Here is a 25,435-nt window from a genome sequence, read left to right on the forward strand (position 1 = left end):
TCAGGGCTTCTGAAGAATGGTGATGGCGGCGCTGTCACCCCACCGGCCGCGATAGGAGGCGAACGGGGTGAACTCGGTGACCATGGCCTTGAAGAAGGGGCGGACCAGGCGAACGGTGGCGCCGACGGAGATGCCGAACGGCAGATAGGGGCGAAGTTCGCGCGCATCGGCGATGTTGCCGAGGGTGCCGGCCGTTGCCCCCTCCGAGAACTCGCCGAAGTAGACTCGCCCGCTGCCGTATTGGATCGTGAGCCGGTCGCCAGCCGACAGCACGAACCCGGGGGGCAGACCGGACAGGCTGATCGCACCCCGATCCGTTCGTATGCCACTGACGGTCACGCTATCGAGGCCAGCCGTGACACCGGATGCTGGGCCCTCGTAGTAAGGATCGGCCCAGTAGAACGTCCGCGCCATGCCATCCAATGCCCTGACTTTGGCGTTCAGTTCCCGGGCATGGGGGGCCTGCTTGGCATATAGCGAATAGCTGGCGGTCCAGAGCGGCTGAGCCATCGTGGCGGACCAGAAACGGCCATCGCCAGAGCCTGACATCTCGTCAAATCGCTGAAGGTCGAGCGGGATGCGGTCACCGACAAGGCAGTTCGCCAAGAAATCGAGGGCGTATGGAAAGCTGAGCGTCATGGGCGGCGCCTCGGTTGAGCGTTGATGCGCTGGACTTGCCCGGGCAGCGCCTTGGCTTGGGCCGCGGCGGTCTGCTGGCTGATCCGCACGCTCTGGCCCTCTGCCTCCGCAAGGATCTGCGCCTTCACTTCAGGCGACAACTCCACGACAAGGACCGATTGGCCGCCGCCAGAGCCGATGCGATGGTTCGGGATGACCGTGCCGCTGCGGCCGGGAACCACGATCTCCGGCCCGCGCTCGCCCACGAGGTAGGGCTGGTTCGCCGACACCGGCCCACCCATCGCGCGTGCAGGCAGCCCTGCGACGCGAAGCGCAGACGTCAGAGGATCGCCGCCGCCGAAGATGCCGGACAGGAAACCGCCGAACCCGCCACCGCCACCGAACTGGCCCATCAGCGCCTGGCGAATGCCGCTGTTGATGATGTCGCTGGCGATGCTTTTCAGGACCTGGGCAAGCCCGTCGCGCAGGCTCTCGCCAGCCACCAGCGCCCCGGCCATAGCGTCGGCGATGCCGTCCACGGCCTGCTCGAATTGCTGCTGCGATGCCTCGGCGCGCTCCAGCTCCGCCGTGAGATGGCCGAACTGCTCGGCCTGTGCGTCGATCTGCGCGGACATCTCCGCATTGACCGGGACGCCGCGGCGCTTGGCCTCGTCCAGCGCTTCCCACCGGGCCTTCGCGGTGGCGACCTCCTGGTTCGACTTGCCGATCAGGCTGATCTCGCGCTGCAGCTGCTCGATGTCGCGCTCAGCACGATCGAAAAGAGGCGCATCCTCCGAGCCGCTGCCGGAACTGCGCCCGCCGGAAGCGCGACGCCCGCCGCCACCGCGCCTTGCCCCCGATCCAGAAGATGCGCTCGGGATTGGCGGAAGCTCTGGCGTGCGGATCGTTCCTCCAGCGTTGATTTGGACCTGAGATGCAGATGCTTGCCCACCGTTGAAGGCTCCGAGAGGGTCTAGAGTGTTCCCCCCCGCCACTTGGGACTGGATGCGCTGGCGGGCAGCTTTCGCCGCGGCGCCGAGACGATCAAGCACCGTTTGTGCCTGCCCCACGATGACGCCCATGGCACCGGAGAGCGCACGCGCCCCCTCGATCGGATTGGTGAAATCGATGCTGGCGATGAGCGAGGCCAGATCGCCCGCCGAGACAGCACCGTCATTCAGCATGTTCTTGAAGCGCAGGCCCTCAAGGGTTGCTTCGTTCGCCGCCTTGGCGGCCTCGTTCAGCTGCTGATTGGCAAAGCCGGCCTGACCTGCAGCCTCATTCAGGAAAGCCGCCAACCGCTGCATGGCAGCGACCTGATCCTCCAGAGAGCTGGCTGCCTGACCGTCCGCGATCAGCTGCTGCAGCTGCCGCGCCTGATCGACTGTCAGGCCGAACTCCTGCTTTAGCGTGTCGACAATTGCCGCCACCTCTGCCGTGCCGGGGCCGAACTCTGCAAGCTGCAGGTCCAGCGCAAACAACGTCCGCCCAACTCCCTGGAATGCATCATCGATCGCGGTGGCTCCGGCGGCAACGGCGGCGCCCGCATCGAGCCGAGCCATCTGCGCAAGCTGCTCCAGGAGGCCACGCGCGGCACCCGCGGCCAATCCATACTTCTCGATCAGCACTCCGGTCGGGACGTTCGCGGCCTCGACGGCAGACTCGTAGTCGCTGATCGCGCTGGTCAGGTCGGAGACCGCATCGTCAAGGCTCTTTGCCCCCTCGCCTGACGCAAGGAAAGCGCCGGCCAAGGGAATGGCGAACGCGGCAACCGTACCGAAAACCGCCCCCAGAGCCCCAAACCCGCCCAGCAGCTGCGGAAGCTGCTGCCCGAGGGCCTGGGTCGCGCTGGTGCCGGCGCCGATCTGCACGAACAGATCCTGCAGCTGGAAGCTGACGTTCTGGATCTGGCCCCGCGCCTGCCCGGACATCTGGCCGAACGACCGGGTGATCTGCTGATTGCTGTCGACGAAGGCCTTCTGCTGTCGTTGCGCGGACCGGACGGCGCGTGCCTCGATCCGGGCCAGTTGCTGCAGAAACTTCTGCTCCGTCAGCCCGATCGGCAGTTCAAGGCCGGCTTCAGCTTGCGCCATCGTTCCACCTGTCGGCTAGCGCGCTCAGCGCGTCATATTCTTCATCGGACATGGGCTTCGCTTCCCCACCGCCTTGGGCGCGGTTCCAGCCCTCGACGCAAGCGAGGTATTCCCACATGGACATCTGCTTGACCTCACGCGGCGGGAACCCCATCGCGGCCCCGCTCCCGTAGATCGTGGAGAACTTTATTCGGGCGGGTTCTCCTCCGCCCCCGCCTCCCCCGCCGGATCATGCGCCTTCCCCGCGAGGGAATGGCTGATGACCGTGAAGCAGAGCAGGTTCAGCGCCGAGATGTCGCCATCCTGGAGCGCGGTCTTGGCCTTCACCTCGGCCTTGCCGCGCTCCATGCCGGCGCCGATCAGGCCAAGCCGGATGCACGCCATCACCTCCCGGATGCGCACCGGTGAGAATGCCAGGCTGCCGCGCTGCTGCCCGAGGGACAGCCGATAGCGAAGATCGAGGACGCCATCGGAGGTCAGGTCGTCCAGCGCCTCCAGCTCGCCGATGCGGAGAAGGAAGTCATCCTCTCCGCACCCCCAGTTCAGCCGGATCGGCTCCATCAGACGGTCACCGTCTCCAGCGTCAGCTCGCCGTCGGAGACGACCGACACGCTGACCTGCGCCTTGTTCCCGCGCTCGCCGGTCACCTCGAAGCTGGTCACATGGACCTTGCCCTGCCAGTACCGGCCATTCGCCGTGTCGGTCGGCTTGCCGACGTAGATCCGGGCGTTGATGCTCTCGGTGCTGTTGAAGGCTTCCCACCAGGTGTCGACGGCCTCAGCCGCCAGGACGCCCGTGCCGGAACCGCCGAAGTCGAGGCTCTCGACGCCGCGCTCGATCCAGGCGGGCAGCTCGGGGTCGGCGCAGTCCGGCACGGTGACGTCGGTGGCGTTCTTGGTGAAGGTGAAGGTGTGGTTGGTCAGGCCGCAGGGCCGGGTGTAGGTTCCGGCGGGCGTGCCCTCCAGAAACAGTGCGACGCTGCTGCCGACGAAGGTGGTCGGTCGTGCCATGTTAGGCTCCTGTCAGAACTTGCCTTGCCCAAGGGCCTCGGGGCGCAGGGCCTAACGGTCCCTGATCTCTTCGATGCGTCCGCCTGCCTTGGCGCGGCACGCGCGCGTCAACCCTGCGACGACCTGGCCCGCGCGATAGGCGATGACGACGCCAGGCCGCGGCGACCAGTCAAATGGTGCCAAAATCCGCCATTTCCTTTGAACTGGCATTGCGGCACCCTGGGTCGAGTAGAGATGGCGGAGATACCAATGAAAAATGTGATGGCAGTGCTGATCGCGGTGGCGTGCATCTCCACGACGGCTGCCTCATCCGTGTACCTCCATGATCGCTACTCGATCTGGGCAGCGCAAATGGACTTGGCGCGCGCCGAGGCTGAAGCGGCTCAGCGCGAAGAGGATGCCCGACAGGCGCGGATCGCCGCCATCCAGTTGGAGATGGCCGAAGCCGAGAGAGAGGCATGTCGGCAAGACCTTGCGGTCTTGGACGGAGAGAACCGCAGGATGCCCTTCATGACCCGAGTTCAAGATGCTGGTCTGCCGTTTAATCCCGAAACTCTGCAACAGGCCATCCAAGATTGCAGGGACATTGTCAGTGCCCCTCCACCTCATACCGAATCTCAATGATGCCGCGGGTCGTGAGGCCGTCCGGGTCCTGCGTGATCCGCGACAGCGGCGCCTCGGCCAGTACCAGCGCATTGTCCGTCAGTTCGGTCACGCCCAGAAGCACCCGCCGCGCCTCCGCGACGATCCGCTTGCAATGCACCCGGCCGACCTGCCGCGACCACACGTCGATCTGAAGGTTGACCTCCTGCAGGTCCAGACACTCGGCGTCCTCGTAGATGACGAACTCGGGCCCGAAGCTGATATAGCCCTGCTGCGCGCCCCAGACCGAGGCATGGGCGCTCCCGTCGTCATTGCGCTGCACCCGGTCGTAGACGTCCGAGATCAGCGCCATCAGTGGAGCGTCGCCTTTGAGGGCCGCATAGATCGCGCCCTGCAGTTCGACGGACGGGGCGCTCATTTCACCCACGCATTCTTGACGGCCCGCGTCAGCTTGCTGCGGACGCGGCTGCGATTGGCCCGCCAGGCAGGAAAGAAGAACGGGTTGGCCGGCATGCTCTGGGTTCCGAACTCCTGAAGCCGGGCGTTCTGGAACAGCGTGTTCCGCGCGCCGGGCACGAGCGTCGACGTATCGCCCGCCCGGATGAGAACGCCGATGAAGTCGGCCGTTCGGTTGGTGCTGTCCCTGGCCGACTGGTTGCCTTGACGCGACGCGTAAGCCGCGCGGGACTGGCCGGCCAGCTTCACGCTCGTCGCATCCTCGACCCGGATCGACCGACGCAGGTTTGCCTTGTCGGACGGCGCGAGGTAGCGCATCGCAGACGCCACCTCGTCGCCACTCTGCTGGGCCGCCAGCTTCGCCGCCGCGCGGACTGCAGCGGCCTTGCGGCGGAACATGGCCTGGACCTCCGGGATGCCATTAACCATCTGCCACCCCACTTTCTGCCAGAAACTCAAGGAAGAGGTCGTCGTCGCTCGGCCGGGGATGCTCCCGGATGTTGTACGGGCGCCCGTAGAGGATGACGCGCATATCAGGCGTGATCGCCTTGGTCTTGCGGTCATTGCGAACCGTGATGATCACTGGCTGGCGACCCTCCAACCTGGCGGCCAGAACGGACTCGGTCCCGCGCAGAAAGCGGACATGGCATCGCCTATAGAAGGCCGCGGTCCACGCCCCGACTTGGTTCCCGAACCCGTCCGACTGATTGGCCCGCCCTTCGAATGTGGCCCTGTCGCGGAGCGAACCTGCGTCCATCTCAGATCCTGCTCCAGCGCGCCGCACCCAGAAGGGCATCGACCGACAGGGGAAGATGGGACTTATCCACCGCAGAAACTGCCTCCCGGTTGTGATACCAGTGTCCGGCCAGCAGTTTCACCGCTTGCCGAATGGCCGGCAGCAGCGCGTTCGGAAGGGCGCAGGTGAAATGGATGGCGCAGGGCTGATCCGCGATCGCGATAACGCAGGCGCCGTCACGCCGCAGCACCACTGTTCCGGCGCTGGCTTCGACCTTTTTCACGTCGGGCAGAGGCAGGAGGTATTCACCGGGCCCATCCACATTGATCGTCCAGGTCTGCTCCATGATGGCCCGCCCCAACACACCACTGTATCCGTCCAGGTATCCAGTCGCCGCATCGACCAGCGACTGGATCAAAAGATTTTCATCGTCATCCTCGACCCGGAGATGCGCCTTCATCTCGTCCAGGTCGACGATAGGCTGAGACGGGTCCGTGGTGCGGTGCGGGATCATTTCGAGGCTTTCGCCTTCCCGATCTCGGGCTTGGCCGGTTTGGCGGCGGGCCCGGCGTCGGGCGCCTGATCATCAGCAGGCGCCAGGCCGCCAGCCTGGCCGGGATCGGCCGGACTGGTGCCGTTCTGCGGGCCCGGCGGAACGTCAGCGTCCGAAGCGGCATCCTCGATCAGGATGCCAGCAGCGACCAGATGCTTGACGTCCAGCGGCATCGCCTCGCGGGCCTCGCCAGCGTCATAGAAGCGATCGCCGATATGAGGTCGGGTGACGGTATAGGTTTTCATGGTCCACTCCTGTCAGCTCATGAAAGAGGGCGCCGACGCGCCCTCTCGCTCAGATGACAGAGATCAACCGCCCTGGGTGGGCATGACAGGGCCGGTGACGAACGCCTCGGGGCGGTAAACCGCGAGGGCGGTGCGCTGCTCGGCCAGGACCGTCACCTTGTTCCGGGTGAAATCATCGTTCTGGAACCCGGTCTCGATCCGCGCGTCCCACTGGTCCATCAGCTGCGCGGCCATGCCGAACGCGCCGGTCAGGAAATTGCCGACGGTCATGGACTTGGTCGGAACCACCGGCGCGCCCCAGAGCGTGGGCTGGACGGTGCCTTGCGGGTTGCCGATGATGTAACGGCCTTCCCCATCCTTCGTCAGCTCGATCTGTGCCCAGTCCGTCGGATGCAGGACGGTCCCGTCGGCCGCATATTCCGCCAGCGCGACCTGCAGCATGGCCAGACGGATGCGGTCGATCCGGGTCATGTCGGCGGGCGTGAAGGCCGGCGCGAAGGCAGAGGCCTGCGGGACCAGACCGTGCAGGTTCTCGCCGGTGCCGTCGCCGTAAAGGATCTGCTCTTCCTCCCTCAGCGCAAGGCCATACATCAGCCGCGTATCGATCAGCGTCCGGACCTGCGCGACATCCGACAGCGTCTGCTTGCTGACCCGGAACCAGTGCGCGATGACCTTGGTCCGGGTCTGCACGTCCTGGATCTGCATGGTGGACTGCGGCTTCGCGGCACCTTCGGCGACCGGCGCCGCGTTGTTGGTGAAGCCGACCTCGCGCTCGTATTCGACCAGCGGACCGTCGGTGCGACCCGGCATCAGCAGGTTCCGGATCGTCATACGCCGACGAGGCAGCTCGATCATGCCGACGCGATTGGGAACGATGCCCGTACCCATCGATCCGGCCGCGTTGGTCGTGGCCGTCGTCAGATCGGCACTTTTCACCGTGATCGAGGCCGAGGCGCCATGACGCTGATTCGCGACGAACCCCTTGAACTCGTCGCTCCCGACGAACTGCTCGCCCAGGCTGTCGTCCCGTTCCTCGCCGCGGCCCGGACGTGCCATCTTCTGCTCCAGCTCGGTCTGACGCGCCTTCAGCTCGTTCATCACGGTCAGAGCTTCATCGGCGCGCTCCTTGATCGCCGCCGACAGCGTTTCCCCGGACTTCGCCTTGCCGAGAGCCTCTTCGGCAATGGCCTTGACCGCGTCGACGGATTTGTCGATCGCGGCCTTCGTTTCAGCCGCAAGCTGCTCGGCCGTTTTGGTCTCCGACATTGGAGCCTCCTTTCGATGATCAGGCCAGATGGCCCAGAAGGGCGCGCATGTATGCGTCACCCGATGGCACCGCTCCGACAGGCTCCCCCTGTCCCTTCAGGTGGATGCGCGCGGCACGCTCCGCCTGTGAGTTCGACAGGCCAAGTCCCTTGGCCATGCGCTCGAACTCGCGCTCGGTAAGCCGGTCCCCGGCTGCGAGCTTTTCAATCACGTCATCCAGACCGGCAGCCTTGACCGCGGTAACCTTGGCCCGCTGGTTCATCGGGAAGGGCACGACCGACACCTCGTAGAGATCCAGCTTGGTCAGAAGCCGGACATTTCCCTCCGGCTTCGCTTCGAGGGTCCGATAACCGATCGAGAGACCTTCAACGGCTCCTGCCTTCAGCAAGGCGTGAACCTCACGCGCTCTGGCGACTTCCATCACGAGGCGGCCCTTGCCGCGCAGACCCCTGCCGTCTTCGACCAGGTCTTCCCAGATCCCGATGGGCTGCTGAGGGTCATGGTTCCACAGCATCTTCACCTTGCGGCCCGTCTGGCGCGCCCGGGCTATGCCTTCGACGAAGGCACCGGGCATCACCTTGTCGCCGCCTTCGTCGACATTGCCGAAGATCGAGGCGTAGCCTTCGACGGCCCCGGCATCGTCCAGAGCCTTCAGCTCCAGACCGAAATCATAGGTCTGCATCGCCATTCCCCGCTTGCGTGATAGGCACATTCTGAATTTGCATTCGCGGCGTGTCGCCGCCATCGACCCGAGGCAGGTTCTCCCTGGTGCGGACCTCGTTGATAGTCATCCAGCCCGCGCCGAGAGCCGAGGAGTAGAAGGCAGACCGCGCCGAACTGTCGCCACGCAGCAGGCCTTCGATGTTGAACTCGATATGGTACCCAGAAGCCCGATCCGACGGCGTCAGGAGCTGCTTGTTCATGGCCGCCTCAATCCGGCGCAGGCGGCGCCGGAGCGTGAAGGTCAGGAACATGATCATCTGCTGCTCAACACTGGTCGGCCAGGCCGTCGATGCGCCTGCGTGACCGATCAGGGCTGGGGGTACGCCGAAGAACCGGCAGATGACCTCAACCGAAAACTGCCTGGTCTCCAGCATCTGCGCATCTTCGGGGGACAGGCTGAGGGCAGAGATGTCGACCCCGCCTTCAGCGATAAATGGACGGCCTGCGTTCACTGCCCCCATGTAGCGTTGCGTCAGCCGGTCTTCCGCCAGAGCACGCTGCGCCGGTGTGAGCCATTCCTTGAACTTGATGACGGTGGACGGGTTGAGGCTGTTCTTGAACGTGGATGCTGCGGCAACCTCTGCAGCCTGAACCGCCGACAGGCTGTTCCTTGCCACGGCCAGCGTCGACAGGCCGCCCAAGGGGTCACCACCGGGCCCACGGATATGCAGCACGTCCCGTTCGCCAAGGCGGTAGCGCTCGCCATCCTGGGACCAAGCGTATTCGATATCGCCGCCCGGGCGCCGCTTCACCGCAACAGACGGCGCCGGAGCAGGAATAAGGGCAATGACCCTTCCGTCCGCAGCGCGTTCGATCCGTGAATAGCTGTTGCCCCGAAGCTCCATCCAGATGCCGAGCGCGTCCAACCAGTCGACGGCTGTCTGCTCATAGTTCGGACTGTCATGCAGGATCGCATACAGGGGGTGGCCCTTCGCCGGCGTCTTGTGGCCGGTGGCGTCACGGCGAAAGACCTGGAGAGGCAGGCTGCTGATCGTGCCGGAAATGAGGTTTACGCAGGCCCAGACCGCATCGAGGCCCATCGCGCTGGCATCGGTCACCGCCACGCCCGCCACGCCCGGCTGCGCCCCACGCGACCGGCCGTCGGTGAACTGGAAGCTGTCTTGATCGCCCTTCCGCGCAAGCCCTAGGGCAAGGAGGGCGCGCGTCATCAGCGTCATGTCATGCTCCCAGGCTATCGAAGAACGACGCCATCATGGCGGGTTTCCTGTTCGGTTCGGGGTTGCCGAACATCAGCATCGCGGCGTTGAAGGTCGCCATCAGCGTGTCGATCTTCGCGCTTCCGGCGGTTTGCTTCGTCACGATCCAGTTGCTCCCTTTGAGTTCGGCCTTGGCGTTTCCGACGTTCCACGCCATCAGCTCGGTCGCGCCATGCACGATCTTGCGGTCCTTCAGGCGGCGCGGCAGCGACTGCACGGCGGCCTGCAGCTTCCAGCCCTGGCCGACGCTGATCCACCGCTCCTCGTCGAAGCCGGCCGCGTCTAACCCGTCCAGCAGCTCGTTGATGCCCGCCGCGTCGAGGCCGATGGCCGGGCTCTCGTCGGGCAGCAGGTTCGCATCCTCCAGCCGCTGGATGATCGACACGACCTCGGCCACGTCATCGCCGACGCTGGCGCATTTGGTCAGCTGGCGAAGGCCAGCCAGTTCCTCGAGGCGCGGCGCGATGTCCTTGCGCTGGCGGAACACGTCGTCGAAGGCCCAAGCATGGCCCCAATGCAGCCAGCGCCGGGTCTCCTTCTCGCGTCCGATCACGGCCATGCCGAACAGGTCATCCAGGCCGCCGCCGTCGATGCCGACGACGCACACCTCCGACCGCTCGATCAGGGCGTCCAGCGTCAGGCTGCGATCGCCGCAGGCCTGCCAGTGATCGGCGCCGGGCCAGCGGTTGGTGTGCAGGCCAAGCCCGATCTCGATGTTCAGATGCTGCGAGGCCCACCGGACCTCTTCGGCCAGGCCCTTCTGACGGGCCGTCTCGTAATCCTGCACCAGGCGCGGCAGGGTGATCGACCGGCCGAGGTTCGGCAGGACCATCGGCCAGACCTTCGGGTCGCGCCAAGCCTTGTCATCCGACCGCTGGATCTCCTCCGGCAGTTCGTAGAGCACCGGCAGCATCCGCACCCCGGCGGTGATCAGCCCGTCGCGCACCCCGCGCGCATATTGCAGCTCGGACTTGAACACGCCGGTCGGGCTGATCTCCGACTGCGTCGTGATGATGATCAGCAGGCTCTCGTCGTTCGTGATCATGCCGCCGCGGATCTGGCCGATCACACGCTCGGCGTGGTTCATCTCGGCCATCAGGTGCAGCTCGTCGATGATCGCGAAGGCCGGGATGCTGCCCGTCACCACCTTGGGATCGAAGCTCTTGATCTTCAGCTTGGCGTTCATCCGGACGCCGGTCTCCTCGTCCTGGTGCAGGTCGAGGATGGTCTTCTTGTGGTCGATCACCTTGAAGCGGCGGCGCAGATAGGGGTCCGCCTCGATCATGCCAGAGGCTTGGGCAAAGCACTTGTCGGCCACCTCCTGCGTCGGCCCGATGATCACGCCGTCGATGTTCGGGCGGCGGTTCATCAGCAGCGCGATCAGCCCCAGAGCGGCCGCGTTGGTGGTCTTGCTGTTCTTCTTCGGGATCAGGTTGAAGATCTCACCCACGAACCGCTTGCCGGTCTCGCGGTCGATCGACCCGAATGCCGCCCGGACGATGTCCCTGATCCAGTCGCCGCCGACCTCGGCCATGGTCGGCTGGCCCGGGATGTCCGGCACGCGCAGCAGGTTGAACAGATCCACGGCTGCATCGCCGATCACCGGGTCCAGCGGCAGATCGGTGATCGGGGTCTGGCCACGGCGCAGCCGGTCCGCCCAGTCCGGGCAGGCGAAGGACAGCCCGTCCAGCGGCATCAGTGCCGCCCCCGACCTTTCAGCCGATCGAAGATGTCGCCGTAATTGTCCGGCACCCGCTGCGCCTCCAGGCGCGCCTGGTCCTTCTTGCCCAGGGGCGCGGCGCTGGCGGCATCGTCGTCATCATCGCCTGCCTGGTCCGCATCGGTCGGGCGCGCGCCGCGACGCGGGGCGGCGGGCCCGGCCTCGCGCAGACGCTCGTGCAGCTGGCGGATCGAGGGCGTGTGGCCCTCGCGGACCTTGCGCATCAGCACGTCCAGCATGACGCCGTCGACGAAGGTCGCGCCCATCTCCAGCTCGCGGGAAAAATATTTGCGCAGCGTCTTCTCGTCGATGCCCATGTCCTCGGCGATCCGCGTCTGCGCCCAGCCTGCCGCCACGCGGACCATGACAAAGTCCTGATTTTCCTTGGTCTTCGCGAAGGAGGGCCGCCCACGACGATCCCGCAGCGGCAGGATGGGCTGGCCGAACAGGTCCACCTCTCCGGTCGGTGCAGAATTTTCGGTTGTCACGGGAAAAAAATCTCCAACTGAGGGGGACGCGGGTCCGGGGGCCGAGGCGCGCCAGACTTTGACCCACCCCCCCCCCTGGTCGGTCCGGGGCCGGGGGTCGGGCAGACGGGGAGCTGCCGCCCCTGGACGGGGCCAGCAGGCCGGGCGAGGGGGCGGCAGGCACCGCGCAGGCGGTCAGAACGCCCGGCGTTCCTCGCGCTGCTTGTCGCCGTTGTGGCAGCTGGCGCAGAGGCATTGCAGGTTCGACCGATCGAAGAACAGGTCGCGGTCGCCCCGATGTGGCTGGATATGGTCCGCCACCAGCTCGCGGCTCTCGCCCAGGAACCCGCACCGGCAGCAGGTGTACAGCGCAGCCAGCAGCACGTCGCTGCGCAGCGCCTGCCATTCGCCTGTCTTGTACCACTTGCGCCACGTGTCGATGCGGTCGCGGGATCTGACCGGCACAACGGCATTGGACCCGCGCGCCTTCAACTGCCGCCCGCGCGGGGCGAGCTGCTTCATCCGGGCCATGACTGTCCTGCATGTAAGGCCGCGCCGGGTGGGTCGGTCACCCTTGCCGATCGAACGGCTGGCGCGGGAAGCTCACCCTCGCGGGTAGCCGACGAGCACCTGAAACGACGAACGCCCGCGAGGAAGGTTCCTGGCGGGCGCACGTCTGGATAATAATGCTTCCTCTCACACAGACGGACCTAAGCCGTCAAGAACTTTTTGCGGCCCGGTAACCGATCATGCGGTCCAGCGCGCCGCTCAGCGCCGCTGACAGGGCATCCCGATGGACGCCCTTGACCGACCACCCATGGAACACCAGCACCTGTGCAAGCCCTTTCCCCTTGAGGCAGACCGCATCGACCAGCGCCATGTCCGTGATCTGCCGCGCCGCCGGTCCGCCGCGATCCGAGGGACGCACGCGCCGCACCGCCATCGCGACGCCCGTGCCGATCCGGCGGCGCAGGCGATCGACCTCGGCCGAGACCTCCAGCCGCCGGTCCATCCAGTCGCGCCCGTCCGGGCCGCCCGCGCTGGCCTGCAGGCTGGACAGCTTGGTGCCGTCGGCCGACAGCAGCTGCACCAGGTCGTGATAGCGCCGCCCGATCGAGATCTGGCCGTGGGTCAGGGGCGCGGGCTGCTTGCGGCGGGCGGCCGCGGCCAGCATGGCGTCGAAGGCATCGGCCCGGCGGATCGCGTGCCGCCCACCATAGCCGCGATGGACTGCCACAACGTCATCGGTGCCAATCGGAAGAAACTCGATGTTGTCGACCAGGGCGAAGCCGCCGCGGGCCGGGGCAGGGGCGATGTCCGGACCGCAGGCATCCGGGATCGCACCGGCGTCCTTCACCGCCTTCAGGCGCAAGGCAGCGGCGCGGGCGGCTTCTTCAGCCTTCAATCTGGCGGCCAGTCCTGCTGGAAGGTCGTTTTGATCCCCGGCAAGCTTTGCGATCAACATATTGCGTCCCTGTTCTTTCATTCTTCTAGACCTTGCGTTTCGTTGTTCTTCTTAGGGAGGACAGGGAGGTTGTTGAGATTTGAGGGAAGTTGGAGGGAGGAAAGGCTATAGGGAATAAGACAGGGAAAACGGGAGGTTAGCCGAAGCGGGGATGATAGGGACGATAAATCCGACCTAACGCACATGGAGAACCCTTCCCCCTTGCCCCCTTCATTCTCGCGCATATGCGTAGGCCGCCATTATCCTCCCCATGATCCCCAAGCGCCCTGATCGCCCCCCAACCCCCTGATTTTGCGGCACGCGCCCCCGCACCCCTCATTGTCCCCAACCTCCCCGCAGGGACGATGAACCTCCCTGATCGACGCAAACGAAGGAGGGGTGCGGGGAGGCATGCGGGCTCCGCCCGTGGCCGGGTCTGTGACATCGGGACGGGCATCCTCCCTTGGCGGTGCGGATCAGCCATGGCGCGCCCCGGTCCAGGTGACGTGGCCCTCGACATCCATGGGCAGCTCTCGCCGGAAGGTGTCGTTGAAGCGGATCCCGTCGTAGCGCATGATCCCGCTGGACTTGCGGCCGGTGAAGCCCATGCCCGTGGTCGGGCTCTTCCACGTTCGGCTCTTGTCCTTCAGCTTCAGCGTGACCGTCCTGTCCTGCCACTGGCCGTTGCCCTGCTGGTTCATCCAGAAATTGAAGGCGTTCTTCAGGTCACGGCTGAGAAGGGTGTCGGCCGGATCGCCCGTGACGACGCAGGCGGTGTCCAGGAACATGCCGACGGGGTCGGACTCCTCGCGATATTCGCGGGTGGCATCCAGCACCTTGTCCGGCTCGCGCAGCCCACTCTCCAGATAGTCCAGCAGCCCCTCGATCAGCCAATTGAGGATCCCCGACCGTTCCGCCCAGAGCTTCTCGCCCAGGTTCGGGTCGCGTTCGTCCTTGGGGATCTGGACGTCGAACGGGACCAGCAGCACGCGCCGCCAGATGCCGTCGTCCAGGCCGCGGATCTCGGGCTTGTGGTTGCCGCTGATGGTCAGCTTGAAGATCGGCTTCACCTCGACGAAGTCGCTGTGCAGCGCGCGGACCAGCATCGGCTCGCCGCCCGTCAATTCCTTGATGACGCCCTCCTGCAGCTTCTCGCCCTCCTCGGGCTCCGAGGCGCGGACCAGGCGCGCGCCCATCAGGGGCACAAGGTCGGGCGTGGCATCGCCGCCGCCGCGGCGGTTGCGACCGGTCAGCGATTCGATCTTGGCGGTGCTGGCATAGTCGCCCATCATGCGCGCGATCAGATCGACCAGGACCGACTTGCCGTTCGCGCCGATGCCGTAGAAGAAGCACAGCTTCTGCTCGCCGGTCAGCGCCGTCATGGACAGCCCGAACCAGCGACGGATGAAGGTGCGCATCTCGGGATCGGGCTGCACCCGCTCGAAATAGGCGTCAAAGGTCGGACAGGTCGCGGCCGGGTCATAGGCGACCGGCATCATCTTGGTGATGAACATGTCGCGGGCATGGTCCAGTAGCGTGAGGGCCGAGACCTTGCTGAAGCCCGTGCCCGGCCCGCCATCGACGCTGAAGCGCAGAATGCCCGACAGGCAGTTCACGTCCAGCGGCACCGCGTCGAGGACGTCCAGCGGCTTGGCCAGGCTGGTCTGCGCTTCGGTCATCACCGCCTGGATGCGGGCCGAGTTGCCCGAGGTGCGCGCGAAGCCGCGATGGTCCTTGCGCTTGCTGGTCAGGATCTTCTCCAAGTTGGTCAGGTCGGCCAGGCGCGAGGCGAGGCCGTCGCGTTCGGTCTTCGCGGCCTCGGCGTCGTCGCCGCCCCGCGCGATGATGTCGTCCAGTTCGCGGGCGCGCAGGCGGACCGCGCGCAGCTGGCCCAGCTTCTCCATCTGCCAGTCCTCAAGGACCAGATAGGGCACCTCGCGCTCGATCAGCGCGCCCAGCTGCTGCGCGCGTCGGCGCGCCTCGATCTCGTCGGCATCCTTCTCCCACCGGGTGCCGGTCCATACGAACCAGCCGACCCGCGGCACCCACAGCACGTCCTCGCCGAAATGGCAGTAGAAGCGCTGGCCGTTGCCATAGTCGTTCAGCGGGAACTGCGCGCTCTGGCGCAGAGGATCGGGGCCATCGGCATCAGGGGGTGCGGGGGATCCGTCATCCGGCCCGTGGCCCGGATCCTGCGGGTCTGCCATGTCCCGCGGGTCGTCCGCATCGGTCGCGTCGTGATCGGCGGGGGCCTCGATCCCCTCGGGTAGATCGACCTCCTCCTGCGCGGCCAGCACCTCGCGGACCTTCTCGATACCGTCTGTCATTCCTCGTCCCTCTTTCCTGCGGGCACGTCGCCCATCAGCAGGTCGTTCAAGTCGATGCCCTTTCCCGGATGGGAGATGGCGGCGGTCAGGCCGGGCCGCAGCGCCTTGGCGCGGCGCAGGCCGGAAAGCAGTTTGGCGCGGGTCAGGCGGGGATCGCTGTCGCCGTCCTGGACGAAGACCAGGCGGCGCACCCATGCGGGCGGCACGAAGGCGTCGCGGTCGCTCATGTCGGGTAGGCCCTCGTACTTCTGGCCCTTGCCCAGCAGGCGCGCGCCCGCCATGTTCCCCAGATCGACCCCGGCCCAGAAGGCCGCGCCCTCGATCGCGCGGGCGACCATGGCCGACAGGGTCGTCTCGATCCCCTCGGCCATGACCAGCGTGGCGGCATCGCGCGGCGTGAAGATGCGGATCGCGCCGCCCTTCTTCGAGCCATAGACCTTCTTCGATGGCACCATCTCGCCCGCCTTGAACGGGTGCGGCGCCACGACCTTGCCCTTGGGCTGGCCGAGGTCGATCCAGGTGCGATGCACCCCGGTCAGCTGCCCCTGCGCATCGAGGATCGCGGCCAGCATGGCCGGGCCTTCATGGACGGTGACGAACTCGCCCCGGCGCTGGTCGTCCGGCACCACCAGGCGCGCCTGCGGTTCGAAGCGGAAACAGCGGGGCAGGGCCACGCCCGGGCGCTGGCGGATGCCGCGGCGCTCCAGATAGGCCGCGACCAGGGTGCCATCGGCCGGGCGCGCGGCGGACCAGTATCTGCGCGCCAAGGCGATGGCATCCTGCCTGCGGCGCGCGGCATCGGCCTCGCGCGCGCGGCGGTGCTCCTCGGCCTTGCGGGCCTGGGCGGCGCGCTGCGCCGGGGTCAGCTCCTGCCGGGGGCCGACCAGCCAGTCCAGCGCGGCCGGGAAGTCCATGCCCATGACCAGCTGCACCAGGGCGATCTGGTCGCCCTTCGCATCGCAGCGGCGGCAGAAGATCACGCCCTTGGCCGGGTTGATCGAGAAGCGGTCCTTGCCGCCGCAGCCGGGGCAGGGGCCGACCAGCTCGCCGCCGGTGCGCACCAGGTTGCCGATGGCCAGCCGATCGACCAGCTCCAGCATCGGCACCTGATGCGCCATGGCGATTCGCGGATCCTCACGCACAGATCTGCGCCTCGCGTTGATCCATCCAGCGCAACGCCCGCAGCAGTTCGGTCTGACCGTCCAGCAGGATGTGGCCGTGGCGGTCGGTCAGGTCCGGGAACATCATCGCCTTCCAGCGCGCGGTGACCTCGGGGGCCTCGCAGCCCAGTTGGTCGGCGATCTCGGGCAAGGCGCGCCGCGAGATGATGCCCTCTGCCAGGAACAGGTCGTCGGCCGCGCTGAAGGTCTCGCGCGGCAGCTTCAGGAGGTGATCGAGGATGCGGATCTGCCGCCCCGGCAGCTTCTCGGCGAGGGCGGCCTTCAGGACGGCCATGGCGCGGGCCTTCTTCGACAGCGCGCCAACCGGCACGATCGCCTCCTGCGAGGCCTCTGCCGGACGCGCCGGCTCGATCGGTGCGCTGACCGGGGCGGGCGCCGTGGCCTTCGGCGCGGCGGGTTGCGGCGCAGGCTCGGTGGCAGGCCGGACCGGCGCAGCCTTGGTGGCCTTGGGCGCGCGATAGTCTGCCTCGGCCCGAGGCGGCGTGATCGGCCCGTCCCCTAGAACCCCGTAGCGGCGGAACGCGAAACGCGCAGCGGGGACCGGACGCCCGAGGGCCTGGGCCGCTTCGATTTGGCTCATGCCGCCATTTATCAGGCCGCGCGCCTTCTCCAGCTCTTTGATGGTCCAGACCTCGCCACGCCTCTTCGCGGGGGAGGTCGGGGTCGCAGCGCGGGCGGGCTTCGCCTCCCGCTGCGGCTTCGGCACACGCTTGCACTTCGGCGCGGACGCCGCGGCTTTCGGTTTCGGGGCGGGTGCGGGATCCGCGACGGCTGCGGGGGCCTCTGCAGGCGGTGCGGCCGGGGCCGCTACGCGCTGCACCGCGGCCTCGCCGCGCAGGCTGAAGACCGCCAGATCGACGAAGGTCGCGGGGCGGATCGGATCGGGGATGCGGGCCGCCAGGTCGCGCAGCAGCGACAGCGGGATCAGGTCGGCGCGGCTCATTTTTGCCCCCGCGCGGCATCCCAGTAGGCGCCTAGCGCCCACCGGTCGAAATCGTTCATGGCCGCGGCGACATGATGCGCGATCGCCCGGTGTTGGCGATCGTCGGGATGCACCTGGTCGGCGGCGGTGATCAGCGGCACAAGCGCGCCGATGGGCGTGGCGCGCCTGGCGCAGGTCCCGACGATGTCGGCGACCATGCGATGCTCGCGCGGATCCGCGATCAGCGGCGGGCGGGACATCAGCCCCAGCCCGTGGATCAGGGCGCGGTCGAAATGCGTCAGCTTCATGGATTACCCTCCGATGTCGGCGCGCGGGTCGGATGCGGGCCAGGTTGCGCGCCGGACGGCGTCGAACAGCACGTCGCCTGCCTGACGCAGGGCGGACGGGTCGCGACGGGCGCAGGGAAAGCGGTCGGCGAAATCATGCAGCGCGATGCGCAGCGGCTCCTCGGGTCCAAAGCTCTTGTCGACCGCGATCACGGCCAGCCGCAGCGCCGTCGCGTCGGGCGTCGCCAGCTTGGCGCGCATGGCCAGGCACATGGTGAAGTGCATGGCGGCGATCCGGCGGTGGGGGACGGGCATCGAGGACCTCGGCTCTGGAATGAACCGGGGCGCCTGTCGGGAGGAGGAGGGACGGGCGCCCCGGAGACCGCGCGGGTGGGACCGTGCGGATGGGGATGGGAAAAGGGCGCGGCGGCGGTCAGGCCGCCGCGCCAGGCGCCGGGATCAGGCAGACCGATCCCGGAGACATTAGCCCCGCCGCCTTCTGACGGCTCTCGGCCGGGCGGGCCGCAGGTTCCACGATCGCGATTGCCGATGCCTTCACCCGAAGGTGGCCGTGATCGTGGCTTGGGTGGGGAGAAGTCGCCCTGGACCGGCCGTGCTGCCTGCCCACTCCCTCCACCTTCGGGTGTCCTGAGAACCCGATCCGCATGTCAGCCCGCCATGATCTCGGCATAGCGGGGCAGGGTGCGCGTCGCGTGGTCGACGTGATGCCCATAGGGGGCGTTCAGCGCGTCGAACCAGTTGCAGGCCGTCTGGAAGGTCACGCCGAAATGGACGGCGCAGGCCTCGCGGCTGTTGAAGCTGGCGATCATCAGCAGCGACCAGTTGCGGCCGAAGGCCGTCCGGTCCGCGCCATGATGCACATGGGCGCGGCGGGCGGCGTGATGGCCCCGCCCGCGCCCCTCGAAGGGGTTGGGCTGGGACATTTGACGGCGGGACGCATCAGGCTGCGTCCGATGGTGCATCGGATTGGGGCTGGTCATGAGGGGTCTCTTGGTTGGAGGTGGGAGGGACAGAAGATGGTTGCGTCAGTTCAGCCGAGACCAAAGGCGGATTTTTTGCGACGAACTGCCTGAACCGTCTGTGCTCGTCTGCAAGCCGCCCCAGTCTCGCACTGAGGCGGTCGAGGTATCGGGCGTTGCCGAAAGCACGCTGACAAACGGTAGAAGGCTTCAGCCCCGCAGCGGTGCTGTAGTCCTCGATCTCAGAGATGATCTTGTTCGCATCCATGCCTGCAGTATTTGGCAAATGCCAACATCAGTCAATAGGCAAATGCCAAATTGCGCTTGGCAATTCCAAAGAGGTATCTTTGGCGCATGGCAATGAGCACGGTCGCCACGCGTATCACAGAACTTCTGAGTGAGCATGGGCTGACGCGGGCGGACCTCGCACGCCTGACGAACATTCCATACCACCGGATCAATCCATGGTTTGTTCGCGAGAACGCCAAGCCTAACGGTGCTGATCTGGAAGCCGTGGCGCGTGTTCTGGAAGTGTCGGTCAGCTACCTAATTCACGGTGGCGAGCGAGAAATGCTCGGCCCTAAGGCTTGGATCGCGGCGACCTACGATCAGCTTGATCCGGAACAGCAGCAGCAGCTTGAGGGCTTCGTGCGGTTTCTTTTGTCGCAGCAGAATAACCCAGGCAAGTCGCGAGATTGAGCGCGTTACGCTCGTCGAGTCGCTGAACTAACTGTAAAAACTGCAACTCCCGCTCCAACGCCGAGCCCTTTCTCCGCCAATATGAGAACATTAAGCGAACAATCGCGACCGGCACAAGCGCGCAGGTTGCGAAATGTCTGTTTGGCACGTTTTTTGGCAAACGCCAAATAAGAATGTTGACGATTGGCATTTGCCAACTTAGCTTTAGCCCATCGCAACCCGATGGAGCAACCGGCCATGTCCGATCCCCAGACCACCCCCGCCGCAGCCGACGCGATCCCCGATCCGTCCGCCGTCAATGGCTCGCTTGAGAACTTCCAGCTGAAGGTGGCGCTGTTGCGCCGCGCGGCGCAGGTCGCCGCGACAGTCGATCCGCTGTCGATGACCTTCCGCGCCGCAGCGCGGATCATGGAGATCAAGCTCAGCGCTCAGTTCACCCGCTACCTGGATCGCCCCGAGCAGACGGCGGTGGTGCAAGAGATGATCGCGGATCTGCGCCAAGTGATCAGCAACGACCCCGAGAACGCGGGGCAGTGGGTCTCGGCGCTGCGCGCGTTGCGTAGCGCCGAGGAGAAGATGTGCGATCCGAATCAGTGGACGCTGCAGGTTCATCATAAGGAACTGGCAGCCAAAGCCCTTGGCTGCCAGCTGCGTGACGTTCACGACGTGCGCATTGATGCCGACGGATGCCTGGTCGCCCGCCGGATCGGCGAAGCGTTCACGACCGTCGCCACGTTTGACCTGACGACGGCATAGGGCGCGACGATGCCGGGGCCGACCTCAGACTGCAATGCCAGCCTGCTGCAGCTTCTTTTTCAGCAGCGCCAGTTCGGTGTTGGCCGCGTAGACCTCTTCGGTCGTGCGATCCAGGTCGCCCCGCAATTCCATGACCATGTCGATCAGCTCCTCCATGTCTTCGGGGCGCCCTGCGACTTCGGCCTCGATCGCGTCCAGCTGCTCTTTGCTCAATCCGCTCATTTCCCGCGTGTCCTTTCCTTGGCGTGGGGAATAGCGGGCCGCGCCCCGACAGCGCTGCCCGCACCAATCACCTGATCTTCATTTCCCCCGGCGCGCAACAGTCCCGCGCCCATGATGGAGCACCCGGCCATGCGCCCCAGCCTCACCGTCTCTCTTCCCGATGCGCCCGCCGCCGTCGCTGACGCGCTGGCGCTGATCTCCTGCCCGGTCGTCGCTGCTGCGGCGCCGCCCTCGGTCCGCCGCCTGGCGTGGCTGATCGCGGCCAGCCATCAGGGCCTCATCGTGTCGCAGCGGCCTTCCCGCTTCGGCGTCACGCGTCGGTGCCCGAAATGACCGGCGCCACGCACCGGCCCTTCGGTCCCCGCCTGTCCCATGAGGATGCCGACCGCATCATGCGCAACCCCGGCATGGGCTGGCCTGCCGACATGGTCGAGGAGGCTCGCGACCTGCGCGGGCAGGCGCTGCGCGAGGGCCTTGGCCCGATGCCGCCGCACCTGACGGTGACCGGCCCCACCGCCACCGAGCGGCTGGAGCGCCGCGCGCAGGTCCGGGGCATCATCCAGGGCCTCGCCCTGGCGGCGCTGGCCCTCGGCATCGTGCTGGGTATCGCGGCCACCCTCGACGCCCATTGGCCGGTGGCCTGCGACGGCACCGCGACCTTGGGCGCCTGCGCCGCCCGGCTGATGGGGGTGGCGTGATGGATACCCTGATCCTCTGCAACGCCACCGCCGTCTCGGCCGCGATCATCGCCGATCAGGGCGATGATGGCCCGACCGCAGACCGGCTGGTCACCTTCGCCGTGGGCTGCGTCCAGGACGACGGCGCCCAGGAGATGATCGCGGGGATCATCCTGGCGCCCGAGGAGGCGCGCGAGCTGGCGCAAGAGCTTTTGACCGCCGCGATCGAGGCCGAGGGAAGCGTGGCGCTGCCCGTCCAGACGCTGACCGATCAGCCTGCGGGCCGGTGCTGACATGAACTACAGCGCCATCAACTATCGCGGGGCCTCCCTGATGCTGACCGACATGCCGGGCGGCGTCTGGAGCTGGACCCACGACGCGACCGACGGCCATGGCACCGCCTGCAGCCTGTCGCGCGCCCACGCCGACATCGACGCCCATCTCGCGCGCCATGCCGCGCACAGCCAGAAGGTGACGACATGCCCTGCCTGACCCAGGACGAGAAAGACGACATCGCGGTGGCCCTGCTGGAGGTGGCCGATCGCTTCGGCGGGAATGCCCCAATCGACATGCTGCTGATCCACCGGCAGGCAGCCGAGGTCTGCCGCATCATGGAGGCCCGCGACCGGTCGCGGATCGCGCTGCCGGTCCAGCTGCCGCCGATCACCGCCCTCTCGGATTTGGCCCAGCAGATGTGGAGGCGCAACGCATGACCCTTTCCGCCAAGTGCTTGGCCGCCCTCCGGTCCGCGACCATCAACGGCCGCTGCTCCGCGACGGCCCCGGCCGCGACCGCCGGCGCGCTGGCGAGGCTCGGCTATGCGACCCTGACGCATGCCCACACAGGCCAGCGCGGCCAGTGCTGGATCACGATCACGAAGGCCGGGCGCGAGGCACTGGCGAAGGAAGGCCAGGCATGACGATCCGCCCCATCCTCGACCCCTGCTGCGGCAGCCGCATGTTCTGGTTCGACCGCCAGGATGGCCGGGCCGTATTCGGCGACATTCGTCAGGAAGCCCATTCCCTGCAGGACCGATCCAGCCCCGGCGGCTCCCGCCAACTGGTGATCGCGCCGGATGTGCTGCTGGACTTCCGTGCGCTCCCGTATGGGGATGCGTCGTTCCATCTCGTGGTCTTTGACCCGCCGCACCTCGTCCAGAATGGGCGGTCCGGCTGGCTGGCCAAGAAGTATGGCAAGCTCGGCGCTGACTGGCGCGATGACCTGCGGGCGGGGTTCGCCGAGTGCTTCCGCGTCCTGCGTCCGAACGGGACGCTGATCTTCAAGTGGAATGAGCATGAGGTCCGCGTCTCCGAGATCCTGGCGCTGACCGACCAGAAGCCGCTGTTCGGGAACCGGTGCGGCAAGACCGCCAAGTCGCACTGGATCGTCTTCATGAAGCCGGAGGCCACGGCATGACCCCGCATCCCCACCTGCCCATGATCATCGACAGCTTCGCCGGCGGCGGCGGGGCGTCGACCGGGATCGAGCTGGCCCTGGGCCGCAGCCCGGACGTGGCGATCAACCACAGCGCCAAGGCGCTGGCCCTGCATGCCGCGAACCACCCCGAGACGCTGCACTTGGACAGCAACATCTGGGACGTGGACCCGCTGGCGGTCACCCGGGGCCGCCATGTCGGGCTGCTGTGGGCCAGCCCGGACTGCAAGCACTTCAGCAAGGCCAAGGGTGGCGCGCCGCGCGACCGCAACATCCGCGATCTGGCCTGGGTCGTGGTCCGGTGGGCCGAGTTCGCCAAGCCCGACGTGATCTGCATGGAGAACGTCGAGGAGTTCGTGACCTGGGGCCCGGTCGACAATGACGGCCAGCCGATCAAGGAGTTCGCGGGCCAGACCTTCGAGCTCTGGATCGGGCGGCTGAAGAAGGCCGGATACAAGGTCCAGTGGCGCGAGCTGCGGGCCTGCGACTATGGCGCGCCGACGATCCGCAAGCGCTGGTTCCTGGTCGCGCGCCGCGACGGCCGCCCGATCGTCTGGCCGAAGCCCACCCATGGCAACCCGGCCTCGGCCGAGGTCCGCAAGGGCCAGCTGCTGCCCTGGGTCGGCGCGGAGACCTGCATCGACTGGTCGCTGCCCTGTCCGTCGATCTTCGACAGCTCGGCCGAGGTGATGGCGAAGCACGGGCTGCGCGCGATCCGCCCGCTGGCGGCCAACACGCTGGCCCGCGTGGCGCGCGGCATGAAGCGCTATGTGCTGGAGGCCGAGCGGCCGTTCCTGGTCAGCCTCAAGGGCACTGCGCGCCGCTACAGCGCGGTCAGCGCGCCGCATCCGACCGTGCTGGCCGGGGGCGGGCATAGCGCCCTGATCGCCCCAAGCCTCATGCGCACCGATATGACCAGCGCGGTGAAGCGCAATGGCATCTACTCGCTCGCGGATCCGGTGCGCACGCAGATGACGTCGCAAAGCTTTGCCTTGATCGCCCCCCTGCTGGCGACGATGCGCAACAGCCAGAAGCCGTGGCAGCGCGCCGACGAACCGGCCCACACCATCACCGCGGGCGGCGCGGGGCTGACTGTCATCGCCCCGGTGCTGACCTATGCCCAGCAGGGCGGCGGAAACCGGTCTGCGACCGACCCGCATCACACGATCTGCGCCAGCAAGAAGGACCAGAACAGCCTGATCGCCGCGACGATGGTCCAGACCGGTTATGGCGAGCGCCCGGGCCAGCAGCCCCGCGCGCTGGACGTGGCCGCGCCCCTCGGCACGGTGGTTGCGGGCGGGGTCAAGCATGCGCCCGTGGCGGCGTTTCTGGCGCAGCAGAACGGCGGGCCGCGCATGGAGGCCCATGCCGGGCACGACGCGCGGGGTCCGCTGTCGACCGTCGCCGCCTCGGGCAGCCACCAGACCCCGGTCGCGGCCTGGTTCGCGAAATACTACGGCACCGGCGACGGCGCCCGGACCGACGAGCCCTGCCACACCGTCACGGTCAAAGACCGCATGGGCCACATGCAGGCTGAGCTTGTCGCCCCGCCCTTCGCGCCCGAGCATCACGCCCGGGCCCGCGCCGTGGCCGGTTTCCTGCGCGCCCACGATGCTTGGGACGGGGGCGAGTTCGTCACCCTGACGATCGGCAGCGAGTCTTACGTCGTGATCGACATCGGCATGCGGATGCTGACCCCGCGCGAGCTGTTCCGCGCCCAAGGCTTCCCGGCGGATTACGTCATCGAGGGGGTCTGGGACGGCCTCGACACCGACAGCCCGACCTGGCGGCCCTTCGCCAAGGACGTCCAGGTCAGCTGCTGCGGAAACAGCGTCTGCCCCCCGCTGGCCGAGGCGCTGGTCGCGGCCAACTGCAGGCACCTGCGGATCACGGAACAGGGCGGCCATGCCGCCGAAGCGATGGAGATGGACGCATGACGACCGAACGACTGACCGACGAGGCACGCCAGACGGGCTGGCTGATCCACAAAGAAGGGCGCGGATGGTATCGCCCGAATGCCCAAGGCTACACCAGCCGACCCGAGGAGGCGGGGCGCTATTCCTACAAGGACGCCCTTTCCTATTCGCACCCGAACGGATGGAGCGGCCCGCGCGACGGCATTACGATCCGGCATGAAAGCGACATCGGGCGCCGTGCCACCCCTGCCGGCGATCTGCGTGCATGGCGTGACGGCGCGCCGCCATCGGGCGCTGATGTCGCTTGGCTTCTGGTGGAAAGCCCAGATGGCGACGGCGGCACCACCCTTGAGGTATTCTTGGGGTGCCATGACGGCGAGTGGTGGTCGAACGCGGCTGATTACAAGGGCGAAAGCTACGATGACTATATCATCGGCAATGTGATCGCGTGGCAGCCGCATTATGTGCCGAAGCCGACCCGCGCCGCCCTCTCGCAGCCTGCCGATGATCTGCGGACGGCACTGGAAGCGGCCGAGCGGTTCATTTCCGGGTTCGAGGGCGACGAGGCCCAAGACGGGATCGCGGATCTCCTGTGGAAGATCCGCGCCGGGCTCGAGGCATCTGCCGTGGCCGACTGCGGCAGTTTCAGCGCGGGCTATGAGGCCGGCGAGCGCGACGGGAAAGCTGAGCGGACTGCCGTAGATTGGAACGCGGCTCTGGCCAAGCTGCAGGCCCTGAAAACTGCGGCACGGCAGGCCGGCCTGCAGGAACGCCTTGACGGCATCCGAGACGCCGAGGACGCCGTTCGCGCGCTCCGCTGCAGCCATGAAGATGGTTTCACCGACCGCCAGCTGCGCGACCAGATCGTCGGCGAAGGGTAAGG

At 67.1% G+C, this 25,435-nt stretch carries 36 protein-coding genes; 12 read left to right on the forward strand and 24 right to left on the reverse strand.

Features of this window, described 5'->3' with window-relative positions:
- The 4 genes from AACG61_RS03130 to AACG61_RS03145 all read right to left on the reverse strand — a co-directional run bounded on the left by AACG61_RS03130 (position 1) and on the right by AACG61_RS03145 (position 3,721).
- Positions 1-639 carry a hypothetical protein gene (locus AACG61_RS03130; protein ID WP_411838569.1) on the reverse strand — a complete coding sequence of 213 codons (639 nt, stop codon included), beginning with the start codon at positions 637-639 and terminating at the stop codon, positions 1-3.
- Positions 636-2,711 (reverse strand): hypothetical protein, encoded by a 2,076-nt coding sequence (locus AACG61_RS03135; protein ID WP_411838570.1) that lies wholly within the window; start codon positions 2,709-2,711, stop codon positions 636-638. Before AACG61_RS03135 ends, AACG61_RS03130 begins: the two co-directional genes overlap by 4 nt.
- Positions 2,712-2,897: 186 nt before the next feature.
- On the reverse strand, positions 2,898-3,272 hold the full coding sequence (locus AACG61_RS03140) for a GTA-gp10 family protein (protein WP_411838571.1): 375 nt from the start codon (positions 3,270-3,272) through the stop codon (positions 2,898-2,900).
- Positions 3,272-3,721 carry a phage tail tube protein gene (locus AACG61_RS03145; protein ID WP_411838572.1) on the reverse strand — a complete coding sequence of 150 codons (450 nt, stop codon included), beginning with the start codon at positions 3,719-3,721 and terminating at the stop codon, positions 3,272-3,274. The genes AACG61_RS03140 and AACG61_RS03145 overlap by 1 nt, the downstream gene beginning before the upstream one ends.
- 261 nt (positions 3,722-3,982) lie before the next feature.
- Between AACG61_RS03145 and AACG61_RS03150 the strand changes: the two genes are divergently transcribed.
- Positions 3,983-4,345, forward strand: coding sequence for a hypothetical protein (locus AACG61_RS03150; protein ID WP_411838573.1), 363 nt, complete (start codon positions 3,983-3,985; stop codon positions 4,343-4,345).
- Here the strand turns inward: AACG61_RS03150 and AACG61_RS03155 are convergent.
- The 19 genes from AACG61_RS03155 to AACG61_RS03245 all read right to left on the reverse strand — a co-directional run bounded on the left by AACG61_RS03155 (position 4,311) and on the right by AACG61_RS03245 (position 19,116).
- Positions 4,311-4,742: a DUF3168 domain-containing protein gene (locus AACG61_RS03155; RefSeq protein WP_411838574.1), complete on the reverse strand. Its 432-nt coding sequence runs from the start codon at positions 4,740-4,742 to the stop codon at positions 4,311-4,313. The genes AACG61_RS03150 and AACG61_RS03155 overlap by 35 nt on opposite strands.
- The gene (locus AACG61_RS03160) at positions 4,739-5,179 is read right to left on the reverse strand and encodes an HK97-gp10 family putative phage morphogenesis protein (RefSeq protein WP_411838575.1); all 441 of its coding nucleotides are present in this window, start codon (positions 5,177-5,179) and stop codon (positions 4,739-4,741) included. The genes AACG61_RS03155 and AACG61_RS03160 overlap by 4 nt, the downstream gene beginning before the upstream one ends.
- A gap of 22 nt (positions 5,180-5,201) precedes the next feature.
- Positions 5,202-5,537, reverse strand: coding sequence for a phage head closure protein (locus AACG61_RS03165; RefSeq protein ID WP_411838576.1), 336 nt, complete (start codon positions 5,535-5,537; stop codon positions 5,202-5,204).
- A gap of 1 nt (position 5,538) precedes the next feature.
- The gene (locus tag AACG61_RS03170; protein ID WP_411838577.1) at positions 5,539-6,030 is read right to left on the reverse strand and encodes a head-tail connector protein; all 492 of its coding nucleotides are present in this window, start codon (positions 6,028-6,030) and stop codon (positions 5,539-5,541) included.
- Positions 6,027-6,314, reverse strand: a complete 288-nt coding sequence (locus AACG61_RS03175; RefSeq protein ID WP_411838578.1) for a hypothetical protein — start codon at positions 6,312-6,314, stop codon at positions 6,027-6,029. Before AACG61_RS03175 ends, AACG61_RS03170 begins: the two co-directional genes overlap by 4 nt.
- A 63-nt stretch (positions 6,315-6,377) precedes the next feature.
- Positions 6,378-7,580, reverse strand: a complete 1,203-nt coding sequence (locus AACG61_RS03180; RefSeq protein ID WP_411838579.1) for a phage major capsid protein — start codon at positions 7,578-7,580, stop codon at positions 6,378-6,380.
- A gap of 19 nt (positions 7,581-7,599) precedes the next feature.
- The gene (locus AACG61_RS03185; RefSeq protein WP_411838580.1) at positions 7,600-8,268 is read right to left on the reverse strand and encodes an HK97 family phage prohead protease; all 669 of its coding nucleotides are present in this window, start codon (positions 8,266-8,268) and stop codon (positions 7,600-7,602) included.
- Positions 8,249-9,481 (reverse strand): phage portal protein, encoded by a 1,233-nt coding sequence (locus tag AACG61_RS03190; RefSeq protein WP_411838581.1) that lies wholly within the window; start codon positions 9,479-9,481, stop codon positions 8,249-8,251. Before AACG61_RS03190 ends, AACG61_RS03185 begins: the two co-directional genes overlap by 20 nt.
- A 1-nt stretch (position 9,482) precedes the next feature.
- A complete protein-coding gene (locus AACG61_RS03195) occupies positions 9,483-11,216 on the reverse strand; it encodes a terminase large subunit (RefSeq protein WP_411838582.1) in 1,734 nt (577 codons plus the stop codon).
- On the reverse strand, positions 11,216-11,728 hold the full coding sequence (locus AACG61_RS03200) for a hypothetical protein (protein WP_411838584.1): 513 nt from the start codon (positions 11,726-11,728) through the stop codon (positions 11,216-11,218). The genes AACG61_RS03195 and AACG61_RS03200 overlap by 1 nt, the downstream gene beginning before the upstream one ends.
- Before the next feature lie 174 nt (positions 11,729-11,902).
- Positions 11,903-12,229 carry an HNH endonuclease gene (locus tag AACG61_RS03205; RefSeq protein ID WP_411838585.1) on the reverse strand — a complete coding sequence of 109 codons (327 nt, stop codon included), beginning with the start codon at positions 12,227-12,229 and terminating at the stop codon, positions 11,903-11,905.
- A 196-nt stretch (positions 12,230-12,425) separates the two neighbouring features.
- Positions 12,426-13,112: a hypothetical protein gene (locus tag AACG61_RS03210; RefSeq protein WP_411838587.1), complete on the reverse strand. Its 687-nt coding sequence runs from the start codon at positions 13,110-13,112 to the stop codon at positions 12,426-12,428.
- 515 nt (positions 13,113-13,627) lie between these two features.
- Entirely contained in the window at positions 13,628-15,478 is a 1,851-nt protein-coding gene (locus AACG61_RS03215; protein WP_411838588.1) for a phage/plasmid primase, P4 family, read from the reverse strand.
- Positions 15,475-16,596, reverse strand: a complete 1,122-nt coding sequence (locus tag AACG61_RS03220; RefSeq protein WP_411838590.1) for a primase-helicase zinc-binding domain-containing protein — start codon at positions 16,594-16,596, stop codon at positions 15,475-15,477. The genes AACG61_RS03215 and AACG61_RS03220 overlap by 4 nt, the downstream gene beginning before the upstream one ends.
- A 16-nt stretch (positions 16,597-16,612) precedes the next feature.
- A complete protein-coding gene (locus tag AACG61_RS03225) occupies positions 16,613-17,602 on the reverse strand; it encodes a hypothetical protein (protein ID WP_411838591.1) in 990 nt (329 codons plus the stop codon).
- Positions 17,599-17,889: a hypothetical protein gene (locus AACG61_RS03230; protein WP_411838592.1), complete on the reverse strand. Its 291-nt coding sequence runs from the start codon at positions 17,887-17,889 to the stop codon at positions 17,599-17,601. Before AACG61_RS03230 ends, AACG61_RS03225 begins: the two co-directional genes overlap by 4 nt.
- A gap of 3 nt (positions 17,890-17,892) precedes the next feature.
- Complete coding sequence (locus AACG61_RS03235) at positions 17,893-18,183, reverse strand: hypothetical protein (protein WP_411838593.1); 291 nt, start codon at positions 18,181-18,183, stop codon at positions 17,893-17,895.
- A 353-nt stretch (positions 18,184-18,536) separates the two neighbouring features.
- Positions 18,537-18,812, reverse strand: coding sequence for a hypothetical protein (locus AACG61_RS03240; protein ID WP_411838594.1), 276 nt, complete (start codon positions 18,810-18,812; stop codon positions 18,537-18,539).
- Between the two features lie 16 nt (positions 18,813-18,828).
- Complete coding sequence (locus AACG61_RS03245; protein ID WP_411838595.1) at positions 18,829-19,116, reverse strand: hypothetical protein; 288 nt, start codon at positions 19,114-19,116, stop codon at positions 18,829-18,831.
- Between the two features lie 92 nt (positions 19,117-19,208).
- Between AACG61_RS03245 and AACG61_RS03250 the strand changes: the two genes are divergently transcribed.
- Positions 19,209-19,547, forward strand: a complete 339-nt coding sequence (locus AACG61_RS03250; RefSeq protein ID WP_411838596.1) for a helix-turn-helix domain-containing protein — start codon at positions 19,209-19,211, stop codon at positions 19,545-19,547.
- Between the two features lie 237 nt (positions 19,548-19,784).
- The gene (locus AACG61_RS03255; RefSeq protein WP_411838597.1) at positions 19,785-20,303 is read left to right on the forward strand and encodes a hypothetical protein; all 519 of its coding nucleotides are present in this window, start codon (positions 19,785-19,787) and stop codon (positions 20,301-20,303) included.
- A gap of 24 nt (positions 20,304-20,327) precedes the next feature.
- Here the strand turns inward: AACG61_RS03255 and AACG61_RS03260 are convergent, their stop codons facing one another.
- The gene (locus tag AACG61_RS03260) at positions 20,328-20,525 is read right to left on the reverse strand and encodes a hypothetical protein (protein WP_411838598.1); all 198 of its coding nucleotides are present in this window, start codon (positions 20,523-20,525) and stop codon (positions 20,328-20,330) included.
- Between the two features lie 129 nt (positions 20,526-20,654).
- Here AACG61_RS03260 and AACG61_RS03265 point away from each other — a divergent pair, with 129 nt between their 5' ends.
- Genes AACG61_RS03265 through AACG61_RS03305 form a run of 9 tightly spaced genes read left to right on the forward strand, consistent with a single transcriptional unit; the run spans position 20,655 to position 25,433 of the window.
- A complete protein-coding gene (locus AACG61_RS03265) occupies positions 20,655-20,858 on the forward strand; it encodes a hypothetical protein (RefSeq protein WP_411838599.1) in 204 nt (67 codons plus the stop codon).
- Positions 20,855-21,223, forward strand: a complete 369-nt coding sequence (locus tag AACG61_RS03270) for a hypothetical protein (RefSeq protein WP_411838600.1) — start codon at positions 20,855-20,857, stop codon at positions 21,221-21,223. The genes AACG61_RS03265 and AACG61_RS03270 overlap by 4 nt, the downstream gene beginning before the upstream one ends.
- On the forward strand, positions 21,223-21,495 hold the full coding sequence (locus tag AACG61_RS03275) for a hypothetical protein (RefSeq protein ID WP_411838601.1): 273 nt from the start codon (positions 21,223-21,225) through the stop codon (positions 21,493-21,495). The genes AACG61_RS03270 and AACG61_RS03275 overlap by 1 nt, the downstream gene beginning before the upstream one ends.
- A 1-nt stretch (position 21,496) precedes the next feature.
- On the forward strand, positions 21,497-21,694 hold the full coding sequence (locus AACG61_RS03280) for a hypothetical protein (RefSeq protein ID WP_411838602.1): 198 nt from the start codon (positions 21,497-21,499) through the stop codon (positions 21,692-21,694).
- The gene (locus AACG61_RS03285; protein WP_411838603.1) at positions 21,682-21,915 is read left to right on the forward strand and encodes a hypothetical protein; all 234 of its coding nucleotides are present in this window, start codon (positions 21,682-21,684) and stop codon (positions 21,913-21,915) included. The genes AACG61_RS03280 and AACG61_RS03285 overlap by 13 nt, the downstream gene beginning before the upstream one ends.
- A complete protein-coding gene (locus AACG61_RS03290; RefSeq protein WP_411838604.1) occupies positions 21,912-22,121 on the forward strand; it encodes a hypothetical protein in 210 nt (69 codons plus the stop codon). Before AACG61_RS03285 ends, AACG61_RS03290 begins: the two co-directional genes overlap by 4 nt.
- Positions 22,118-22,618, forward strand: coding sequence for a hypothetical protein (locus tag AACG61_RS03295; protein ID WP_411838605.1), 501 nt, complete (start codon positions 22,118-22,120; stop codon positions 22,616-22,618). Before AACG61_RS03290 ends, AACG61_RS03295 begins: the two co-directional genes overlap by 4 nt.
- On the forward strand, positions 22,615-24,573 hold the full coding sequence (locus AACG61_RS03300) for a DNA cytosine methyltransferase (RefSeq protein ID WP_411838606.1): 1,959 nt from the start codon (positions 22,615-22,617) through the stop codon (positions 24,571-24,573). Before AACG61_RS03295 ends, AACG61_RS03300 begins: the two co-directional genes overlap by 4 nt.
- Entirely contained in the window at positions 24,570-25,433 is an 864-nt protein-coding gene (locus AACG61_RS03305; protein ID WP_411838607.1) for a hypothetical protein, read from the forward strand. Before AACG61_RS03300 ends, AACG61_RS03305 begins: the two co-directional genes overlap by 4 nt.
- Positions 25,434-25,435 lie beyond the last annotated feature (2 nt).

This window comes from Paracoccus sp. ME4, assembly GCF_046736325.1.
GTDB lineage: Bacteria > Pseudomonadota > Alphaproteobacteria > Rhodobacterales > Rhodobacteraceae > Paracoccus.

Bases quoted from the DNA above. Each gene is read 5' to 3' on its own strand.
- AACG61_RS03270 (WP_411838600.1), top strand. From the start codon at position 20,855: ATGACCGGCGCCACGCACCGGCCCTTCGGTCCCCGCCTGTCCCATGAG.
- AACG61_RS03185 (WP_411838580.1), bottom strand. From the start codon at position 8,268: ATGGCGATGCAGACCTATGATTTCGGTCTGGAGCTGAAGGCTCTGGAC.
- AACG61_RS03145 (WP_411838572.1), bottom strand. From the start codon at position 3,721: ATGGCACGACCGACCACCTTCGTCGGCAGCAGCGTCGCACTGTTTCTG.
- AACG61_RS03250 (WP_411838596.1), top strand. From the start codon at position 19,209: ATGAGCACGGTCGCCACGCGTATCACAGAACTTCTGAGTGAGCATGGG.
- AACG61_RS03305 (WP_411838607.1), top strand. From the start codon at position 24,570: ATGACGACCGAACGACTGACCGACGAGGCACGCCAGACGGGCTGGCTG.
- AACG61_RS03280 (WP_411838602.1), top strand. From the start codon at position 21,497: ATGAACTACAGCGCCATCAACTATCGCGGGGCCTCCCTGATGCTGACC.
- AACG61_RS03240 (WP_411838594.1), bottom strand. From the start codon at position 18,812: ATGTCCCAGCCCAACCCCTTCGAGGGGCGCGGGCGGGGCCATCACGCC.
- AACG61_RS03155 (WP_411838574.1), bottom strand. From the start codon at position 4,742: ATGAGCGCCCCGTCCGTCGAACTGCAGGGCGCGATCTATGCGGCCCTC.
- AACG61_RS03180 (WP_411838579.1), bottom strand. From the start codon at position 7,580: ATGTCGGAGACCAAAACGGCCGAGCAGCTTGCGGCTGAAACGAAGGCC.
- AACG61_RS03165 (WP_411838576.1), bottom strand. From the start codon at position 5,537: ATGGACGCAGGTTCGCTCCGCGACAGGGCCACATTCGAAGGGCGGGCC.
- AACG61_RS03175 (WP_411838578.1), bottom strand. From the start codon at position 6,314: ATGAAAACCTATACCGTCACCCGACCTCATATCGGCGATCGCTTCTAT.
- AACG61_RS03170 (WP_411838577.1), bottom strand. From the start codon at position 6,030: ATGATCCCGCACCGCACCACGGACCCGTCTCAGCCTATCGTCGACCTG.
- AACG61_RS03245 (WP_411838595.1), bottom strand. From the start codon at position 19,116: ATGGATGCGAACAAGATCATCTCTGAGATCGAGGACTACAGCACCGCT.
- AACG61_RS03160 (WP_411838575.1), bottom strand. From the start codon at position 5,179: ATGTTCCGCCGCAAGGCCGCTGCAGTCCGCGCGGCGGCGAAGCTGGCG.
- AACG61_RS03300 (WP_411838606.1), top strand. From the start codon at position 22,615: ATGACCCCGCATCCCCACCTGCCCATGATCATCGACAGCTTCGCCGGC.
- AACG61_RS03260 (WP_411838598.1), bottom strand. From the start codon at position 20,525: ATGAGCGGATTGAGCAAAGAGCAGCTGGACGCGATCGAGGCCGAAGTC.
- AACG61_RS03130 (WP_411838569.1), bottom strand. From the start codon at position 639: ATGACGCTCAGCTTTCCATACGCCCTCGATTTCTTGGCGAACTGCCTT.
- AACG61_RS03295 (WP_411838605.1), top strand. From the start codon at position 22,118: ATGACGATCCGCCCCATCCTCGACCCCTGCTGCGGCAGCCGCATGTTC.
- AACG61_RS03195 (WP_411838582.1), bottom strand. From the start codon at position 11,216: ATGCCGCTGGACGGGCTGTCCTTCGCCTGCCCGGACTGGGCGGACCGG.
- AACG61_RS03220 (WP_411838590.1), bottom strand. From the start codon at position 16,596: ATGGCGCATCAGGTGCCGATGCTGGAGCTGGTCGATCGGCTGGCCATC.
- AACG61_RS03190 (WP_411838581.1), bottom strand. From the start codon at position 9,481: ATGACGCTGATGACGCGCGCCCTCCTTGCCCTAGGGCTTGCGCGGAAG.
- AACG61_RS03225 (WP_411838591.1), bottom strand. From the start codon at position 17,602: ATGAGCCGCGCCGACCTGATCCCGCTGTCGCTGCTGCGCGACCTGGCG.
- AACG61_RS03275 (WP_411838601.1), top strand. From the start codon at position 21,223: ATGGATACCCTGATCCTCTGCAACGCCACCGCCGTCTCGGCCGCGATC.
- AACG61_RS03205 (WP_411838585.1), bottom strand. From the start codon at position 12,229: ATGAAGCAGCTCGCCCCGCGCGGGCGGCAGTTGAAGGCGCGCGGGTCC.
- AACG61_RS03150 (WP_411838573.1), top strand. From the start codon at position 3,983: ATGGCAGTGCTGATCGCGGTGGCGTGCATCTCCACGACGGCTGCCTCA.
- AACG61_RS03255 (WP_411838597.1), top strand. From the start codon at position 19,785: ATGTCCGATCCCCAGACCACCCCCGCCGCAGCCGACGCGATCCCCGAT.
- AACG61_RS03285 (WP_411838603.1), top strand. From the start codon at position 21,682: ATGCCCTGCCTGACCCAGGACGAGAAAGACGACATCGCGGTGGCCCTG.
- AACG61_RS03230 (WP_411838592.1), bottom strand. From the start codon at position 17,889: ATGAAGCTGACGCATTTCGACCGCGCCCTGATCCACGGGCTGGGGCTG.
- AACG61_RS03290 (WP_411838604.1), top strand. From the start codon at position 21,912: ATGACCCTTTCCGCCAAGTGCTTGGCCGCCCTCCGGTCCGCGACCATC.
- AACG61_RS03135 (WP_411838570.1), bottom strand. From the start codon at position 2,711: ATGGCGCAAGCTGAAGCCGGCCTTGAACTGCCGATCGGGCTGACGGAG.
- AACG61_RS03140 (WP_411838571.1), bottom strand. From the start codon at position 3,272: ATGGAGCCGATCCGGCTGAACTGGGGGTGCGGAGAGGATGACTTCCTT.
- AACG61_RS03265 (WP_411838599.1), top strand. From the start codon at position 20,655: ATGCGCCCCAGCCTCACCGTCTCTCTTCCCGATGCGCCCGCCGCCGTC.
- AACG61_RS03235 (WP_411838593.1), bottom strand. From the start codon at position 18,183: ATGCCCGTCCCCCACCGCCGGATCGCCGCCATGCACTTCACCATGTGC.
- AACG61_RS03215 (WP_411838588.1), bottom strand. From the start codon at position 15,478: ATGACAGACGGTATCGAGAAGGTCCGCGAGGTGCTGGCCGCGCAGGAG.